Genomic DNA, 18,366 nt, shown 5'->3' with positions numbered 1-18,366 from the left:
ACTACCTCATGGAGCCAACATGAAATTCAACGATTCCCCGCTGGACTACCTCGCTGCATTCGCCATCGCTTTCGCGTCCGGCGCACTTTCAGCTGTTGGGATGTTCCAGTACATCACCACCCTCAAATCGAAATGGCCGACACATGAAAAACGTATGCCCCCGCTGTAGTTCGGCATCGTGCTGCCGGCGCGATCTCGGCAAGTGGGCCGCTGGTTCGATTGGCGCAGCAGCTGGCGCGGCCCGTGGCGCTTCTCAAGCCTGGAGCGGCGCCAAACTGGGCGCATCGCTAGGCATCAAAGCGTCGCCTCAAGCCGCTGCCGTCGGCGCCATCTCAGGAGCGATTCTGGGCGGCCTATTGGGCGGGGTCTCAGGTTGCACCATTGGCCACGCGCTGGGCTCAGCACTGGACGAGCATGTGTTCGACGCCTACCGCTGCCTTGACTGCGGATTCACATTCAACCCGGTACCAAGTCCTGCGCCATCCGCATCGACCGACTGAAGTCGCCCCTCCAGGGCTCGACGCCCTGCATGCCGATCGCGGCTGCACATTCCTTCCCCTTCAACCACCCGTGACTGACCTATGCCTGCAGGCCCTGAGCCGCAGGCCACCTTGGCTCGTCTGAGCTTTTTCAACCTCACAAGGAAATTCAAATGGCACACCTTCTCGAAACCATGGCCTATGTTGGCGAAACACCCTGGCACGAACTCGGCAGCAAACTGCCACCTAAACAGCCCATCGAAGTCTGGGCAGACAAAGCAGGCATGAACTGGGACATCTGCTCGACGCCGGTCCGGTACATGACCGAGCAAGCCGGGACGCTGGGCGCCGTCATGTCATTCGCCGATCAGATGGTGCTTTACCGCAGCGACACCAAAGCGCCGCTGTCCGTCGTCAGCGACCGGTATCAGGTGGTGCAGCCGCGCGAGGTGCTGGAGTTCTACCGAGACCTGACTGAAGTCTCCGGCTTCGAGCTGGAGACGGCAGGCGTTCTCAAAGCTGGCAAAAAGTTCTGGGCCTTGGCCAAGACAGGCAAAGAATCCGTGCTCAAGGGCAGTGATGTCGTCAAAGGCTACTTGCTGCTGGCCACATCGTGCGACGGAACGCTGGCCACCACAGCCACGCCGACCACGGTTCGGGTGGTTTGCAACAACACCCTAACCATCGCACTGAATGGCGCCAGCAGCGCGATTAAGGTGCCGCATCGCACGAGCTTTGATGCTCTAGCCGTGAAGAAGCAGTTGGGCATCGCGGTGTCGCAGTGGGACAGCTTTATGTACCGAATGAAGACCCTTTCCGAGCGTAAGGTCAAAAGCCATGAAGCAATGAACTACTTCCTCAAGGTGATTTGCCAATCGGATTTTCAGGGCGACAGTTCGACAAGGTTGAACAATGAGCGTGCCTTGAAGAAGGTACAGGCGTTGTTTGATGGCACCGGCCGGGGTGCGGAGCTGGCTGCAGCCAAAGGCACAGCCTGGGGCTTGCTCAATGCCGTCACCGAGTTCGTCGACCACGAGCGCAAGGCTCGCAACCAAGAGTATCGGCTGGACAGCGCTTGGTTCGGCCAAGGCGCCAACCTCAAGCAGCGCGCGCTGGATCAAGCGTTGCAGTTGATCTCTTGAGGCTACATCGGCAACTTCGCCTCAATCGTCAAACCCAACGGCATAAGCCCCGACCCACCTCGTGTGGGCCGGGGCTTTATTTCATCTGAGTCCAAACCATTCGCAAGAAGGAGCTTTCATGGCACTCGCACAATCCTCAGCCCAAACCGCATCACGCAAGCCAGCATTGAGGCTTGTCAAAACAACCAGCCTGGATCGCGACCAGTGGCTCGAAGTCCGCAAAGGTGGCATCGGCAGCTCGGATGCCGGCGCCGCTGTCGGCCTGAACCCATACAAATCTCAGCTGCAGCTCTGGATGGAGAAGACCGGGCGGGATGCCAACCTGCCCAAAACCGACCCCAACGACGAAACAAGTCCGATGTACTGGGGCACTTTGTTGGAGCCCATCGTCGCAGCGCATTACACCCGCCAAACCGGCAACCGGGTGCGGCGCATCAACGCCGTACTGCAGCATCCGGACGAGCCTTGGATGCTGGCCAACATCGACCGGGAAGTCACTGGCGCAGCCGATGTTCAGATTCTTGAATGCAAAACGGCAGGCATCAACGGCGCCAGGCTTTGGAAGGACGGTGTTCCAGAGTACGTGCAATTGCAGGTCATGCATCAGTTGGCAGTGACCGGCAAGCAGGCCGCTGACGTCGCTGTGCTCTTGGGTGGGCAGGACTTTCAGATCCACCGTATCGAGCGAGATGAAGTCCTGATCCAACGCCTCATCGAATTGGAAAGGAAGTTCTGGCGCTATGTCGTGGACGACGTGGCCCCACCCGCCGATGGATCAGATTCCGCTGACACCGCCTTACGGGCGCTCTACCCGCAGGACTCAGGGCAAACGCTGGACCTGTCTGCAGACTTTGCAATGTCTAGCGTGTTCTCAGACTTGCTGGCCGTGCGGCAGATGCTGGACCAGCAAAGCCAACTCGAAGCTCAACTCAAGCAGCGCATTCAGCAGCACATGGGCGACGCCACAAAGGCCATCTTTGAAACCGGCGAAGTGACCTGGAAGCGAAGCAAGGATTCTCAAGTGCTAGACGCAGCCCGGCTTTGCAAAGACGAACCCGAACTGGCTCGCTGCTTCATGACTACAAGGCCCGGATCGCGCCGATTCGTAGTGACCGGCTGAAACCATCAAACTCAACAAGGACGACATCATCATGCTCAAAGGACTGGCTCTAACGCCGCCCATCATCGGGCGGATCTCCATCGGCAAGGTTGTCGAGAAAAATGGCAAGCGATTACCCGAGAAGGACGACGAATTCACCCTGACCAGCCAAGTGCAAAACAAGGACGGCTGGGTGCCTCACCCGCTGAACGAAACACTGCGCCAGGCCAACACCAAACTGCGCCAGATCCCGGTGCGGCTGCTGTTCGATGATCCAGATCTGAACATGCGCGCCAGCTACAGCCTATTTGAACGGAAGACCGGACGGCCGACATGTGTCGGGAATGGCGAATCTTGCAAGCGCTCGACCCATGCTGGCGTCCAAGCCCTACCCTGTCCAGCTCCGGAAGGCTGCGAGTTCGCTGAAGGTCAGTGCAAGCCGGTCGGCCGTCTCAACGTGAGAGTGGGTGACGAAGACGAACTCGGCAGCTTCATCTTCAGGACAACAGGCTTCAACAGCATCCGAACGTTGAACACTCGGCTGCGCTATTTCGCAGCCGTCTCTGGCGGGCGCCTCTCGACCCTGCCGCTGGAGCTGAGGCTGCGCGGCAAGTCAACCACGCAATCGCACCGCACGGCGATCTACTACGTGGACCTGACCTTGCGCTCGGGACTGAGCCTGGCTGAGGGCATACAGCAGGCCAGAACCGAGTGGGAGAACAGGCACGCAGCGGGATTCGATCAGTTGGCGCTGGATCAAGCCGCACGCGAGAGCCTAGCCCTGGGTGCTTTTGAGGAATCGATGGAGGATTCAGAGGCGATTGTCGAGGAGTTCTATCCAGAAACAGGTTCGCACCACGTTGAACAGGAACAGCCTCCTAACGCGATGGCCACGCGCCCAGGCTCTAGCGGACTTGCCGGGAAGCTCGCCAGCAAGCTTGATGGCATGTCAACAATCCGGCCTTAACGAATCAAGCCGAGGGACCCATGCCCATCGGCGCGAGCAGCACCCGCGCGTCAACACCGAGCGCATCTGAAATGCGCTGGATATTGCGAATGCTCAAGTTGCGACGCTTGCGTTCAATGCCAGAGATATAGGTGCGATCCAGGTCGCAGAGATCGCCTAAGGCCTCTTGGGACAACTGCCGCTCGATACGCAGACTGCGCATGTTCTCGGCAAAGAGTTTAAGCAGGCGATCTTCATCAGCGGGCGCTGGGACAGCGCCTCGCCCGCGAGGGCTCAGAGGCTTGCGGCGGGCCGAACTGGTGGAATCTGCGACGGTCTTCACGTCGCTGATCCTCAAGAAAAGTGGACAATAAGACTACGGACTATGAGTCACACTCACTAATCAAGCCGGCGCTTGACCGAATTTATTAGTCGAAACGATGCCCGTGCGGCATCTTGTACTTCGCACACAAATGAGACTCAAAGTCTACAAACAAGCAAGGGAGTATCCATGACCGAAAACAACGCAACACGAGAGACCCTCTGGTACTACGAGCAATCAGGCCAGCACATCGGGCCAGCCCCAACCAGCGTCATCCAGGCGCTTGTTCTCAACAGCACCGTGTCTGCCAGCACTTTGGTGTGGCGAAGCGGCTGGGCGGACTGGACACCCATGGGCCGCACAGAACTGGGAGCGCTTTTGTCTGGCGCCTCAGCTGCGGCGACATCCAAGGACACGTCTGACACCAAGACCTGGCACTACGAGCAGTCTGGTCAGCGCAAAGGCCCAGTTACTCAGGCCGAGATGCACGCAATGATTGAGAAGGGCCACTTGACACATGGCTCCCTGGTCTGGAGGGCCGGCATGCCGGCCTGGTCACTGGTCGAGGACACAGAGCTGCGTTCGCAGCTATTGCAGGGTACCCCTCCCCCACTGTCCGGTGAGGCGATCAACAACAGCGTTGTCTGGCTGCTGGCCTTGTCGCCAGTACTGATCGAACTGCTGCGCTACTTCATCGCGCTGATCGCCACGGGAGGCAACGAAGCACGGGCCGACCGTCTGGTATCGCAAGACGCCTTTTGGGTGGTCGGGCCGGTGATCAGCATCGCCCTGTCCTACTGGGACGTCTCTGTTCTCAAGAAGGCCGGCGTGAATACCCAGTTGCTGGGCCAAGCTTGGCTCGTACCGGTCTATCTCTTCAAGCGGTCCAAAGCGCTGACACAAAGCCCTGCCTATGCATGTGTCTGGATCGGGCTCTTTGTGCTTAGCCTGTTTGCGGGCGCCTGAGTTCAGGCCGATGTGCGCCTTGACCAGCAGCACTGGGGCTTCCCAATTTTTGAACTATTCAAATCAACCATGAACGATCACAAGAACGCTCCTAGCGGCACATCGACCGACCTGCCGCCGCCCCTGCCACCTCAACGGCCGGGCACCAGTGCATCGGCCCCGTCGCACAACGAGCGGCCGCCCGCACCCTTTAAGTCTGTATCGACTCGCCCAAACGAGCCGTTGCCTATTGTTATCAAGGGCTGGTGCTGGGGTGGCTTCTTGCTCAACTGGGTCTGGGCGATCCGCTTCCGTGTTTGGTGGGGTTTGCTCGTCCTGGTGCCATTTGTTGGCCTGGCTGTGCCGATCTGGCTCGGCATCAAGGGGCGTGAACTGGCCTGGCGCCGAGGCGAATGGACGAGCGTGCAAGCGTTCAACGACGAGCAACGCAAGTGGTCCATCGGCGGTGCGGTGGTCACCGCTCTGGCTTGCCTAGTCTACGGCGGAAGCTTCGCTTACGAAAGGCGGCAGGCGCATCAAGCCGAAGCGGCCGCATCAGGTCCGGGCATGACGCCGGAGCAAATGGCCAAGATCATCTCCGCGCCTGTAGATCTCAAGAAGCTGGGGGTGGCGACCAGCGTGGACTTGAGCGTATTCGAAGGCGCACAGGCTGGTACCTTGCTGAAGGACGCCTACTGGGGGCCGAAGATCGCCGCGATCACGCCAGGTGCTGGCCGACAATGCGTGGACCAGACGCTGCCAGAGCTGCCGCCGATGCGTCTGACCAGTGAGCGGCTCGTCGTCAGTGCGGCCCATGGCTCGCATGCTGAGAACTGGGTCGCGGGCTTGCTGCAGCTCGGCGCCGACGGTCAGGTGGAATTGGCCTTGGTTTGCGACATGGCCAGCGACCACATCCTGCTTATGACGTCGCGAGATGTCAGCGCTGCGGTGTCGCCGGGCGTGAAGAGTTGGCTCGGAGAACAGGGTAGCGCAGACACGAAGGTCACGGTCTTCGATGGCAAGAAGGCCCTTGAAACAACCGTCGGCGCCTTGCTCGGCACATCAAACTAACGAGCCAACTAGCTCACACAAACCACTGACGGAAAGCACCTATCCGAGCAACGAGTAGCTGACCAACGAAGTAACGCGTCAGCATTACTTACCAGCGGCGCAGAAGCGACATAGGCCACCCCATCAAACAGCGATGGGGTGGCTTTTTTGTGCCAGTATTTTTTTGCGACGCCGTCGCATTGCACAGTCTGTCCAGGCCACGAGCCTATCGTTGCGAAATCCGAAAAGGCTCCGCGCGCCGTCACGAGCCCCAAATCCAAGTGCATCAGGGCGCCGCCCGCCCGTCGCAGATCGGCTCCGAAAATTTTGAAGCGCCCTTGCCCAGGCGATATGCAGGGTACTGGATACTTGGAGCCGAAAAACCATTTCCTCCGTCTATGGCCAGATTCTTTCCAACACTCGAAAAAGCTGAATTTCGCAGCGAAGGGGAATTCACCCTGTTTCAGGATCTGGCGGCACTTGACGATAAGTTCACCGTCATCCACTCGTTGCCTTGGCTGCGAGGAAGGACCAGGCGGGTGTACTCGCAGGAGTTGAAGGAGTACCTGCAGGTCGCCTTGAGCAGGAAGCATCTTTCCGGTGAGGTGGACTTCGTGATCCTGCACGCGGAGCTAGGCATGCTTTGCATCGAGACGAAGTCGGGGCAGTACAAGCCTTCTGGCGTTCGGTTCATCCACGAACGTGATGGCTACGAAATCGATCCGCTGAATCAGGTCAAGGACAACACCTTCGCCCTCGTCGAGATGCTGAAGTCATGGAAGATGACATGTCCGGTCGGCTACGCGGTGCATTTTCCGGACTTCGATCTCGAGAGCTCGCAGATTGCCAGCGCCTACCTGCCGCTCGACAGACCGCTCCCTGACGGCATCTTGATTATGCGAAAACATCATCTGGACATGCCCTCGCGCATCTCGCAACTGATGGTGCATTGGAAGGCTGCATTGGGCTACAGCCACCAGGCCGACTTCAAAGGCGAGATTGATCGATTCCTCGACGCAGTCTGGCCGCAAGAAGCGCAGGCCGGACTTCTCGGACGCAAGATCGTCGCGGACGGCGAGTTGTGGCTTCGATTGGACGACAAGCAGGCGAGTCAGGTGTCTTTGTGCCTCAACAGCGACCGAAGGCTGATCGCTGGGTTCTCGGGCAGTGGCAAGACGCTCATTGCGCGCTCCCTTGCCGAGCAGTTCGCGGGCCGGGGCCTCAACGTGATCTTCCTTCTGAAGAACCGGCAGATTACGCAGAAAGTAGCCGCTCAATTGAGCCATCTGGGCCGGGCAGTCACGGTCCAGACCTTTCATTCCTATTGTGAGTCGCTCGGCGCGCGGAACAAGGACAGTACGCCCAGTGAACCCAATTACGACAAGCATTACCAGGCCCTGCAGGGGAAGCAGGATCGCCAGTACGCGGTGCTGATTGTCGATGAGGCCCAAGCCCTAAACGAGGCCGATCACCTGGCCCTAAGCGACCATTTTTCCAACTCGCGCAAGTTCATCTTTGCCGATGAGCTTCAGGTGCTACCCGGTATCGAGAAGGGCTGCTCATACCAGTTCCTGGAAGACACATATGGCGACCGATTCTTTTACCTCGCAACGGTCTATCGGAATCCAGGCGGCATCACTCAAACGATGATGCAAATGCGACCGCCACGACATGAGGTGCACTGCCCTCGCCCGATCTCCAGCGAGGACTTATCGAGAAGCATCAGCTGGGACGTCTCCAAGCGTATCCAGACCCTGATGGCGGATCTGTCGTCGTCAGGTGTCAAGACGCAGGACGTGATCGTACTCTGCCAGTTCGCTTGGTCGCTTGAAGGGATCGATGCACCGCGATCCACGATCTCGGCGTATCGCGGCATGGAGAAGCCAGTTGTCATCGTCGTGGCCGGGTTCGATATGGACGACATCACATTGGCTTGCGCGCTCGGGCGGGCCACCACGCGCGCCCACATCATCGTACCTATCGAACTGCTCGTAGGCTTACGTGACGTGAAGTCGGAGTTCCTGCGCAAGGGCTTGGAAAAGATCGATCGAGCGAGGGTGCTAGATCAGGATGCCAATGATTCGGCTCCGCGATTTATCGTCAATAAAGTTCGCAAATACGCTGCTCTAGTTGCAAGGCACGAAATCTTCGGCGAAGGTTTCGTCTACGCCAGTCGATGGAGGCGATGGATTTATGAAGGCGGCGCCAGGTGGAGCAACCGCAGAGTTCAGCTCTGGGGTGGGTGGCTCTCGCTTTCGACAAACCTTCCCATCTCCGGGATCGACTTGGTGCGCAACGAGCTCACTGATTGTTGCCTCCTCCCCTGCATCGAATGCGGCACGACAACTCCGCATGACGTGTTCCGCACGTGCCTGACTTGCCAAGCATCCCCAATAGACGAGGCGACAACCTCCGCGATCGTCCGGCAGGCGAGTGAAATTGGCAACGCGCGATCAAGCATGCGAGGGCAATCCTTGATCAAAGTAGCGGCACTGGTAGGGGATTTCAAATTCCCGCGTTCAAATGACACTGTGCGTGGGATGACCGAAATGCCAGCCCTGCTCCTCGCCACCACGATCGTTGAGTTTCATTTGCGCAGCGGAGCAACAGTTGCCACCAAATTCCAGATGGAGCAATGGCTGCGAGAAGTGCTGGTAGCCCGCGAGTTGGATGACTCCATCGAGCGCCTTGTGGGCCGCACGATCAGCAGCCTCTGTGCCAAGAAGTTGCTGGTAAAGATCGACACAGGCCGATACCAATTGACGAACACTGAATAGCCCCGAGATGCCCGATCTGATCGCAGCCTCAAGCCTTCGATAGCCATTGCCGCAGCCGAATTCGCTTACCAGACCGTGCCCCCAATGAACTTTCTAAAATTTCAAAGTCCGGTTTCTCAACTACGCTTGCTCACCTTCAGCAAAGGCGGGTACGGCTCTGGCGAGTTCCATCACTTGCCCGTCACGCACAATCACCACCCGCTGAGCGCCGGCTATCGTCTCGGGTCGGTGGGCGATGATCAATCGAGTCAATGGCAAGTTGCTCAAAGCCGCAGTCACGGCGCGTTCGTTTTGTAAATCCAAATGACTCGTCGCTTCGTCCAAGGCCAAGATGCGCGGCATCTTGTACAAGGCCCGCGCCAGCAGGAGCCGCTGCTTCTGCCCACCCGATAGCCCTGAACCTAGATCGCCCACCAAGGTTTGGTAACCCATGGGCATGCGGCAAATATCAGCGTGTAGTTGCGCCAACTCTGCACAGGCTTGGATCCGCGCTTGATCGGCCTGCACGTCGAAGAAGGCAATGTTGTCGCTCAGAGACCCCGTCAGCAAAGCATCCTCCTGCATCACAGTTCCAACCTGCCGTCGGAAGTTCTGCAAGCCCAATTGACGGACAGGCATGCCGCCGAACAAGACCTCACCCTCACTGGGTTTAAGCAGGCCCAGCGCAATCTTTAACAGCGTTGTTTTGCCGGCGCCCGAGGGGCCGGTAACGGCCACACTCTCACCCGCGTCCACGCGGAAGTTGGCGTTGCGCAGAATCCAGGGCTCACCCTCGCCGTAACGGAAGCTGACGTCTTTGAGTTCGATGCTGGGAACGAGGTGCCGCAAATCGTTGGCAGGCGCGTCGTCCTTCTCGGGCGGCTCCAACGCAATGTCGGCAAGGCGCTCCGCATGCAAGCCCAGCATCTTGAGTTCTACGGCGTAATTGATAAGGGCCGAGACACGGCCTGTGAACTGGCCCTTGTAGCTGAGGTAAGCGAACAGCATGCCCACCGTCATCGTCACTGCGCCGGCTTGCTGCCCCGTCATGATGAGCTTGGCACCCAGCCACAGCACCAGCAAGTTCTCTATACCGAAGATGAAAGTGTTGGCCGTGGTGAAGCCAATGCTCATCTTGGCCGTGCGCACATCGCGGTTTTGCACATCCACGATCAGGTTCTGCCAGCGAGCACGGCGTTCTTCTTCTCGGCCGAACAGCTTTAGCGGCGCAATGGCGCGCAGGGTTTCCAGGAAATGGGTGTTTTCTTTGGCCGCCACCACCAGGCGTTCAGCGGCCGCATCGCGGAAGGGGCGGTAAGCCACCCAGCGCAGGAGGCCGTAGGCCGCGACTGCGGTCACAGTCACTGCACAAAGAGTAGGCGCATAAATCAGCATCATCACCAGGGCGGCAACCGCCATCAGGCCATCCAACACAGCTTCGATGGCTGCAGTGGTCAAGGTCTTTTGAATGGCGTTGACGGCGCCGAAGCGCGAGGTGATGTCGCCCAAGTGGCGTTTCTCAAAAAAGTCCACCGGCAAAAGTACCAGATGAGCAAACACATTGCTCATCCATTGCAGCGACAGCGTTTGGCCCAGCACCATCACCATCCAGGAGCGGGCCAGGCCGATAGATGTTTGCACGACCAGGAGCAGGCCAAAGCCAATCACCAGCACGGCCAGAAGGTCGCGGTCGCCTGAGGCCAGCACATCGTCCACCACCATCTGGTTGAACAAGGGGGCCACGATGGCGAACATCTCCAACACCACGGCCACGGCAAAGATTTGCAGCAGCGAGCGCTTGAGGCCCATCAACCTGCCGGTCAAGGCTCGCAAAGACACGCGGGCCGCCGGCGCTTGGGACTTGAACTCCGCATTGGGGCTCAACTCCAAAGCCACGCCGGTGAAGTGGCGGGAGATTTCGCTCATGGATAAGCGCCGCTCGCCCACAGCAGGGTCGAGAATCAGGGCAGATCTGCCGCCTCGCACCCGTTTTTTAAGGACGACGAAGTGGTTGAGGTCCCAGTGGAGGATGCAAGGGGTCTGTAATTCCCCAAGTTCGTCCAGGTCCAGGCGTAAAGGCCGAGATGAAAAGCCCAGGGCAGCCGCATGCGAGATCAACTGCTGCAGAGACGCACCCTTGAGGCTGACGGGGAAGCGGCGTCGCAGATCGGCAATGTCTTGATGCAGGCCGTGAGCGCTGCAGATCATCACGAGGCTGGCGAGGGCGCATTCACTCGATTCTGATTGGAGCTGCAGCCTCATACTCTCCCATTTACCCTCAAATAGTTTTCCAGTGCCAAATTTTGACAAAATAACTTCTGACGAAATTTATTCGAATCGCATCGATCATTTTTATGGATACATCCAGTTTCCGATCGTAATTTTTATCCGCAGCGGGATGCTGCGTCAGATACTTGGCTGGCTTCAATTCTACGTGTGAAATTATATATTTTTGGCAATATTTTTTAATTGATTGCGCAAAATTCATTCTTTGCGCTCATTTTTTTGAAAAATTGCGATTATTTTTTTAATGATCAAAAAAATTACCCATAAAATAGTGCCCACAGGAATAATGAATGCCAACAAAACATTAACGGCATTAGCGACGTGGTCCATGCATTTGGCCTCAATTCTACTCAGTGATGGGCTTCGATAAAATCTTAAATAAATATAATTAAAGCCATCACAATTCAGTTACTTCTGAAATTCACTAAATGGATGAGGAAATTTTTTAATTTCAATTCCTCATCGTTCTTGGTCTATTGAAATTACATTGCCACCTGTGCCCGTGGTGGATCCGGGGTGTAGCCGGTTATCCCACCAAGAGCACCCAAAAGTGCGCTGCTATCATAGCTGCCTCCTGAGTATTCTGAACTCCAGCTAGTGGTTATCTGGCCGCTCGAGTCATAACTAGTCTTAACAACTGTAACATTTCCAGTTGCAATTTGACAGGTTATATTAACGCCAGCTGCTCCTATCTTGTACACCAAGGGATTAAGGGTAAGAAGCCCAGCTGTGCCGCCCAATCCTTCGCCTAGTAGAAAGCAGCCCAGGGATCCCCCAATGCCGTTGTTGCCAATTCTCAAAGTGTATTGGCCGAAGGTAAAATCCGCTCCGCCAGATACTTCCGATAATTCTTGACTTGCAAGTTCTCTCATATTAAAAAATCTCAAATTTATAGAGTTAATAGCCAATTAAAAACTGAATGCGGATAAATGTACTCCTTTCGTTTTAATTTCGTTTTTTAAGTGGATTTAACTAATAATGTATTTTTGATGCTGATAATACTGGCTCCAACATCCACTCGCAAATTGCCCTGCGGTCCTGCATGATGTCGGCATCCAGTGCCATGCCCGCCTTCAGCAATTGCGTGTTGCCATAGGTGTTGATGGCCTGCTTTTTTAACTTCACGTTGACTCGGTATAGGGGTTCATTGGCCTGGGCCGCTGCGAGCAGGGCTTGTCCTTGCCCCCCGGGCAAGTCCTGCGCAGCTATGGGCGTCTGGCTGATGCTTTGCACTTCACCTTCAGCCATGCCGAATTTCTGATAGGGGTAGGCCGCATAACGCAACCAAACGGCTTGGCCGGGTTTGATGAAACCGGCGGTGCGGCTGGGGGCATAAAGTTGGGCTTCCAGCTCTGAATTTATTTGCCCCTTACTTTCTGGCACCAAGCTCAGCAAGGTTTGCCCGACTTGAATCGCCTGGCCAGGATGAATATCGAGTGCAGTGACCCGGCCCGCCTGCGCTGCTCTTAAGGTTAGGCCGCCACGGGCGTCGTTTTCAGTCGATTCCTGGCTCAAACTCGCCAGCCCGCGGTCGACCTGGGCTAGGTTGGTGCGGCTTGCAGTTTCGTTGTTGAGCATTTCGGCGCGGGTTGCTTGAATGTCTCTTTGCAAGGCCGCCAGGCTTCGCTCGGCATTGCGCTCCCGCAATTGCACATCAAGCAATTCCTCCTGCTTTTGCTGCAACTGCACTGCGGAGACGAAGCTGTCTTTTTCCAGCTCGGTGTAGCGGGCCAAGCTCTTGGCGGCCAAGCCGGCGCGCAGGCGGTTGGCGTCCAACTCGCCTTGCGCTTGACGTTCCTCAGCGGCCAAGCTGCGCAGGCGGTCGTTCAGGGCGTCTTGGCGCTGGCGTTGCTGCTGTTGGGTCAAAAAACGTTCGGTGTCTAGGCTGGCGCGGCGCTGCGCCAGGGCTTGGGCGTTGAGGGTGGCGGCATCGCCCAAGGCGGTGTTGCGTTCGCTTTTTAATCGCATCAGCACTTGGCCGGCTTGCACCACATCGCCCTCATGCACCAGCAGTTCCGTCAAAACGCCGGCTTGCGGTGCGCTCACGGTCAACAGGCCGGCCGTGGGCATCAGCAGCCCGGGCAGTTTGGCCTTGCGGGTGACTTCGCCCCAAATGGCAAAGGTGACCAAGGTCAAAGCCATAAATAATGAGAGGCCGGTCACCCAAGCAAAGCTGGGTGGACGCCCAATGCGGATACTGCCAAGCCACTGCATTTGAGCGGCTTGCATTACCTCGGCCCTGAACAGTGATGCGTTCCTGCTGTCATTACTCACTAACCCTCCTCGAATCGCATGGCTCTTTAGCCTGCTGAGGCAAAGTATGCCAATTCGACACAAAAATTCATTCACCCTCTCTTGGGGGGCGTTGAATGTGGCCGAAGCGTTTAGGGGCATACCAATTTGCTGCGCGCGATTAGCAAATCGGGCGCCCACTGTCATCTGTAAGAGTTAGCAGGTTCTACGGCTAAGGAAAATCGATCCGGCGTGGTGCCGGCGCGACGATTGACCTGAGCCTCTCCGCCCGTACCAACGCAAAGGTGCCAGAGCTCGTACCTCCAGATATTGACGGACATGACAAAGTGCAAGTACGCAAACACACGGGGCCTTGGGATCCTCAAACGGACTGAGACCGGGATAGCTATGGGAGAGATTCACCACAATTGGCGTGCCTAGTAAGGAGGTATGCCGGCTAAAGTGCAAAGCGGCTGCAACAACATGAATGCGAGAACGCCAAGCTCAAGCTACGGATTGAGGCCAACCTCGACATCCAAGCGCTACAGGAAGTCTTCGGCGTAAAGCCCTAGCCACGCAGGGCGGCGCGGGGCTGCGATCAAGAGATTGCCCAGGATCACTTGTTCGAAAGCCTAGCCGCCTGGTGGGGCTCTCTAGGGACAGCCATGGCAACCGGCCCATGGTGGTTGAGACCACGCAGAAACTCAGCGCGAAAATCGTCGAGATCGCGCAAGTGCGGCAGCGTTTCGGCTATCGCCGCATCCGTGACCTACTGGGTCCGCATTTTCTGAGCGCGAGCCGCAAACGCATCTATCGTCTGTACAACTAGGCGCAGTTGGCTGTTCGCATCCAGCGTATGCGCGCCGTTGACGGCATCTTGCGCAAGTGCTTTATCTGCGTGTCTTTATGTTTGCTAGCCAAAATTGCTCGGCATCACGACAGGCCAAGGCCGATTGAGCGTTCTTGGCCTCTTTGCTGCCTTTATGCCCAAACCTCAAAGGCCAGCCGGATACGGAGCCCTGCCCGCTTCAGTTCGCGGTCTACCTGCTACCTTCTTTTTTGGCGGTTGGCTCATTCCGAACGTTCGATATTTCGGGCCGTTCTTGCGCTTGAGTTGCTGTTCACTCTTGGTCAGATACTTGATGTTGGTTCGCAGGGCCTGGCGGCGAGCAAAGTCGACAGCATTGATTTGACCAGTCCCCTCGCCATGTCCTTTTTCGCGATGCATCTGACGATCACTGTTGCTGTTTCGGTAGGAGCCCTGCCCTTCCGTGATCACGTCACGCCAGTATTCACCGATGCTTCTGGCAATGTTTACATCGGCCTTCCTTTTGGTTGAGTACGCGATCAAGATGTGGACATGGAGTCCACTTTTTTTGCCGTCTTCGATCTTCCAGATGTAGCCAGTGATACCTGAAAGCAAACGATTCGCTCGTCGGTTGTTGAGCAAACGCTGGAGATGTCGCTGAACATCTTCAGGCCGGATGTGGTGACGCACACTCGTCTTGTAGTTCAGGCACAGCATCAAAAATAGGTGCCTTGAGCGCCACTCAAACATCTCTCTCTCCCACATCAGCGCTCGACCTAGACGCCGGTTCGCGTTGCGCTCATGCTGGCGAAGACGCGCCTTGAACCGGGATTTCTCACATTGATCTCTGATGCATGAGATCAACTCGTTGAAGAGATCGGCATACCGCCACCTTGACGCAGCGTCAAAGTGCAGCGGATCTCCGAACGAGAAGTCCTCCGAAAGCAGCTTCAGTTCTTTGGCTGCGTCAAAGAAGACGTCGACGCGCGGGCTGTAGTCGTACTGATCTGAATAGCTCGCCAACACTGACTTCACCGCAACGTAGTAGCGCTCCAGGCTCTTCTGAATGAGCAATATCCGACCTCGGTCATCAAACGTTACTTCAAAAGCCAACTCCTTCGTAGCGCGGATTTCTTCGACCATCAACTCAATTTGTGCCAGGGGCATTAACTTGCCGTAGTCTTCATGAACAACAAGGCTTGATCTCTCCCCTTCCGTCTTTCCTTCTGTGTGGTGGTCAAAATCGAGATCCTGGTAGGTCTCGAAAACTCCATTCCGAACAAGCTTGTTTAGAGCTGGAGCCGCTGCAGCAGGAATACAGGCAGTTTGTATTGGACGGCGAGACGGTGTGATCACCGTCCCCGCCTGACGCACGAAGGGACGATGGCGAGACAAGTGATGATGGTCAGTGCTGGTTGGAACAGGGTGCGCTACGGATTGGATGTTGTTCATGATTGCTCGTCTTTCAATCGGCTGTTGATGTTGCCGAGTAGACCGATGACTGAACAAGTTAGGCATGGATCCAAGTTGGATGTGAATATGGATTCCATAGATAGATTTCCGTGGATAGATCGTGGATAGCGTCGATAGATTCCATGGGTATGGATTTCATCGATGAATTCCATACCTTCATCGATTTCATCGATTCCATAGGAATTCCATAGGAAGCAGAAGTCTTCAGTAAAAAGTCACTCGTGACTGCCGCGTGTTTTTGACCAACACCTACGAGCCGGCTGTGAGTTCTTGACCCCGATGAGCATGCAGACTTGTGACATCACCAAAGCAGATGTTCATGGCCAGATGCAACGGGACGCGGGAGTCCAAGTCGTCTCGGCGCAAGGATTCTGGGGATACCAGGGCACCTCAGTCACGCAAGTCACCCGTAACGCGCGGTACGTTGGCCCCGGAACGCAAGCGGGCGTCACAGGGCTCGCCGAACCTCAGCTGCCATAGCGCGCGCGCATTCCAAGTACTCACGAATCTCGGTCACTGTGGGCTTAACGCGCCCGGCCTTAATCTCCGGCAGGACTCGATCAACCAGCAGACGTACCTTGCTCTGCTTTGAATCGATCACACCTTCCACAGGCATGACCGGCTCGCACACCTGTTCGACAAGTGCGGTACTGACCGGTACCTCTGGCGTGACTGGCGAAATGACAGGCGGTACCGGCACCGCGCCCGACGGCATCACCGTGACCGGATCATCAGTCTTCGTCGGCGCGGATACTGCGGCCGCCAAGTCGATCCGCTGCAACACGAAGAACCAGCACAAGCAGGCAGTACCCTCCAGGATCAAGGCAAACAGAACTCCAATGGTCAATCCCATCGCACCACTGGTCACACCCAGAAGGCCAACAAGGCGTTCGGTCACCGGGTCGTCCTTCACCGCGGCCTTGCGGGCCTCCAACCGCTCCTGATTCTGTTGCCAGCGCCGAACCTCATCAGCCTCGGCTTCCAGCGCTGCAATGCGAGCCCTCAGGACCGCCTCGCGGGCATCGAGGCGTGAACAGTCGGCAAGGCAGCGCCTAGACCGCAACTGAGCCAGGTCTGCCTTGACTTCAGCCAATTCCATCAGAATCAACGAAGCAACGCGCCTGGGTGATCTTGCATGCGCGCTGAGGGATGCCTCCGTGGACACTGCGGCAGCCATACGCTGTGCACCGGCCTGCGCCTGTGCCGACAAAAAGTAGCTGGTTTGGCCGTACACGATGTATACGATGCACGCCGCCGAAATGGCGATGGCCCCTAGCCGGGGTAAGGCCGATACCTGGCGAAATATTGGCATCAGCAAATGTGCACCGAGTACAGCAACGATCCCCACGCCAGCGTGGAACAGCCGCTCATTCGGACTGCTACCGAGCAGACGCCCGGCCTCGACCGCAATACACAAGGAAATGCCACTTGCCAGTAGGGCGAGGGCCAGGCTAAGCGCCCAAGGAACGTCAAAGTTCACCACTTGAGGGATTGCGCGCTTCATGGATGAACTCCGTGCTGCAGTTCAGAGCTACCGTTTTCTGCCACGAGGAGCGGCATATGCACCGGAACTGCCACTCCAACCACCGACTGAGCAATTTCTGCTTGATGCGGCCAAGTGCTTTTCGCACCAAACGAATGACGATTTCGGATGCGCGCTGCGCTGCCTGCGCCCCTGGTTGGTTTGACTGGCCGGCGCACACCCTCCTGGTGTGCAGCGCTTCGGCGATGGACCAAGCCGGTGGCAAACAGATTGCACCCTGGGTAGGGCAAACACTGCACAGCCAGCAGCACACCACCCATGCGGTCCATCAATTCCTGCCGCAACGTTTTCCGCTCGACCTTGGCGTTATCGGCAAGTGCTGTGATCCGTCGGGCGGTATCGATCGCCGGCCAAGGTTCCAGCACTCGGAAGCAACCTTGACCGCGTGTGATCGACTGCCAGTAGCTGCCGATTTCGCCCCCCAGGCCAGCAGGGTCCATCTGCATACCGTCAAAGATCAAAGAAAGCCGCAAGCCATAACCAGCTACCGGGGTGAACTGGACTCGCCAGACATACCCTTGCAGTTCTTTGAAGAGCGTTGTCTTGCCTTTCATGTTCGCGAAGAGATGCTTGCGATCGCTTTGGACTTTGGCGAACGGTACTTTGACTTGGGCGGGCTCAGTTTGGTCCAGACTACGGCCACCCCAGTACGCGTCGGCTTCGGCCCGTTCGACGTCGTTCAAGGTCTCAATGAGTTCCGAAACTTCTTTGGGCGTAAGCCTCGACGCAAGATAGTCCAGTTCGAGTTCAACCAACGTGAAGCGCTGTACATGCTTGCTGACCCTCCCCATCAGTTCAATCAGCCGATCGGCGTTTCTCTCGTACTTCCCTTGCCAATCTGCAGCCCGCTTCCTAAGGCGACATTTCTTAGCCTCGGCACGCATTTGTAATACGAAGTCCTCGAGAACTTCCTCGACAGTGGGGCCAGTCACGGTGCGGGTACTCAAAGAGAAGCCTTCTAGGTGCCGGATTGCGTGTTCGCGGTAAGTGCGAAGGAAGAGCACCACGTAGGGGTGAAACGTGTACTGACGGCTGAACAGCCGCCAGTAGCCATGCAGCCAAGCTAGGTGTTGTGCAAGCACAGTGAACAGTTCTCTGGCTGGCCAACTGCGTCGTTGGCTGGTCACACGGACATTCATATCGCCCTCAACAACCAGGCGCATAAAGCTCAAGCAAAGACCAAGGCTTTCAAGATGGTTGCTGTTGAGCCTGTACCGACGCCCGGTTAGGTCAGCAAGTTCGTAGTCATGTGTAGTGCAATTCATCATGGTTTACTCCCGAAAAG

14 protein-coding genes are annotated in these 18,366 nt (G+C 56.9%); 8 read left to right on the top strand and 6 right to left on the bottom strand.

From position 1 onward, the window contains the following. Positions 1 to 19: 19 nt before the first annotated feature. The 4 genes from WG899_RS19530 to WG899_RS19515 all read left to right on the top strand — a co-directional run bounded on the left by WG899_RS19530 (position 20) and on the right by WG899_RS19515 (position 3,687). Positions 20 to 169 carry a hypothetical protein gene (locus WG899_RS19530; RefSeq protein WP_295078332.1) on the top strand — a complete coding sequence of 50 codons (150 nt, stop codon included), beginning with the start codon at positions 20 to 22 and terminating at the stop codon, positions 167 to 169. A 483-nt stretch (positions 170 to 652) separates the two neighbouring features. Next, positions 653 to 1,621 carry a DUF932 domain-containing protein gene (locus tag WG899_RS19525; RefSeq protein ID WP_339597332.1) on the top strand — a complete coding sequence of 323 codons (969 nt, stop codon included), beginning with the start codon at positions 653 to 655 and terminating at the stop codon, positions 1,619 to 1,621. Between the two features lie 118 nt (positions 1,622 to 1,739). Then, a complete protein-coding gene (locus WG899_RS19520) occupies positions 1,740 to 2,741 on the top strand; it encodes a YqaJ viral recombinase family nuclease (RefSeq protein ID WP_339597371.1) in 1,002 nt (333 codons plus the stop codon). Positions 2,742 to 2,772: 31 nt separating this feature from the next. Continuing rightward, positions 2,773 to 3,687, top strand: coding sequence for a recombination directionality factor (locus WG899_RS19515; RefSeq protein WP_339597331.1), 915 nt, complete (start codon positions 2,773 to 2,775; stop codon positions 3,685 to 3,687). A gap of 4 nt (positions 3,688 to 3,691) precedes the next feature. Here WG899_RS19515 and WG899_RS19510 read toward each other — a convergent pair whose 3' ends face one another. Then, entirely contained in the window at positions 3,692 to 4,009 is a 318-nt protein-coding gene (locus tag WG899_RS19510; RefSeq protein WP_339597330.1) for a helix-turn-helix domain-containing protein, read from the bottom strand. A gap of 168 nt (positions 4,010 to 4,177) precedes the next feature. Between WG899_RS19510 and WG899_RS19505 the strand changes: the two genes are divergently transcribed. The 3 genes from WG899_RS19505 to WG899_RS19495 all read left to right on the top strand — a co-directional run bounded on the left by WG899_RS19505 (position 4,178) and on the right by WG899_RS19495 (position 8,760). Continuing rightward, positions 4,178 to 4,954: a DUF4339 domain-containing protein gene (locus WG899_RS19505; protein WP_339597329.1), complete on the top strand. Its 777-nt coding sequence runs from the start codon at positions 4,178 to 4,180 to the stop codon at positions 4,952 to 4,954. Between the two features lie 69 nt (positions 4,955 to 5,023). Continuing rightward, entirely contained in the window at positions 5,024 to 6,004 is a 981-nt protein-coding gene (locus WG899_RS19500; protein WP_339597328.1) for a hypothetical protein, read from the top strand. A 377-nt stretch (positions 6,005 to 6,381) separates the two neighbouring features. Beyond that, the gene (locus WG899_RS19495) at positions 6,382 to 8,760 is read left to right on the top strand and encodes an AAA family ATPase (RefSeq protein WP_339597327.1); all 2,379 of its coding nucleotides are present in this window, start codon (positions 6,382 to 6,384) and stop codon (positions 8,758 to 8,760) included. Positions 8,761 to 8,880: 120 nt separating this feature from the next. Here WG899_RS19495 and WG899_RS19490 read toward each other — a convergent pair whose 3' ends face one another. Beyond that, complete coding sequence (locus WG899_RS19490) at positions 8,881 to 11,001, bottom strand: peptidase domain-containing ABC transporter (protein ID WP_339597326.1); 2,121 nt, start codon at positions 10,999 to 11,001, stop codon at positions 8,881 to 8,883. Positions 11,002 to 11,997: 996 nt separating this feature from the next. Beyond that, on the bottom strand, positions 11,998 to 13,167 hold the full coding sequence (locus WG899_RS19485; RefSeq protein ID WP_339597325.1) for an HlyD family secretion protein: 1,170 nt from the start codon (positions 13,165 to 13,167) through the stop codon (positions 11,998 to 12,000). A 769-nt stretch (positions 13,168 to 13,936) separates the two neighbouring features. Here WG899_RS19485 and WG899_RS19480 point away from each other — a divergent pair. Then, on the top strand, positions 13,937 to 14,086 hold the full coding sequence (locus tag WG899_RS19480; protein WP_339597324.1) for an IS3 family transposase: 150 nt from the start codon (positions 13,937 to 13,939) through the stop codon (positions 14,084 to 14,086). Positions 14,087 to 14,251: 165 nt separating this feature from the next. On the opposite strand, the gene WG899_RS19475 is transcribed toward WG899_RS19480, so the two are convergent. From WG899_RS19475 to WG899_RS19465, 3 genes are all read right to left on the bottom strand, one after another. After that, on the bottom strand, positions 14,252 to 15,517 hold the full coding sequence (locus tag WG899_RS19475) for a rolling circle replication-associated protein (RefSeq protein ID WP_339597323.1): 1,266 nt from the start codon (positions 15,515 to 15,517) through the stop codon (positions 14,252 to 14,254). A gap of 469 nt (positions 15,518 to 15,986) precedes the next feature. Continuing rightward, positions 15,987 to 17,042 (bottom strand): hypothetical protein, encoded by a 1,056-nt coding sequence (locus tag WG899_RS19470; RefSeq protein WP_339597322.1) that lies wholly within the window; start codon positions 17,040 to 17,042, stop codon positions 15,987 to 15,989. Then, positions 17,039 to 18,349, bottom strand: coding sequence for a hypothetical protein (locus tag WG899_RS19465; RefSeq protein WP_339597321.1), 1,311 nt, complete (start codon positions 18,347 to 18,349; stop codon positions 17,039 to 17,041). The genes WG899_RS19470 and WG899_RS19465 overlap by 4 nt, the downstream gene beginning before the upstream one ends. Positions 18,350 to 18,366 lie beyond the last annotated feature (17 nt).

The organism is Paucibacter hankyongi, from assembly GCF_037482915.1.
Lineage (GTDB): Bacteria > Pseudomonadota > Gammaproteobacteria > Burkholderiales > Burkholderiaceae_C > Paucibacter_A > Paucibacter_A hankyongi.
Note: the sequence above shows the minus strand (reverse complement) of the source record. Positions and strands in the feature narration are given on the sequence as shown.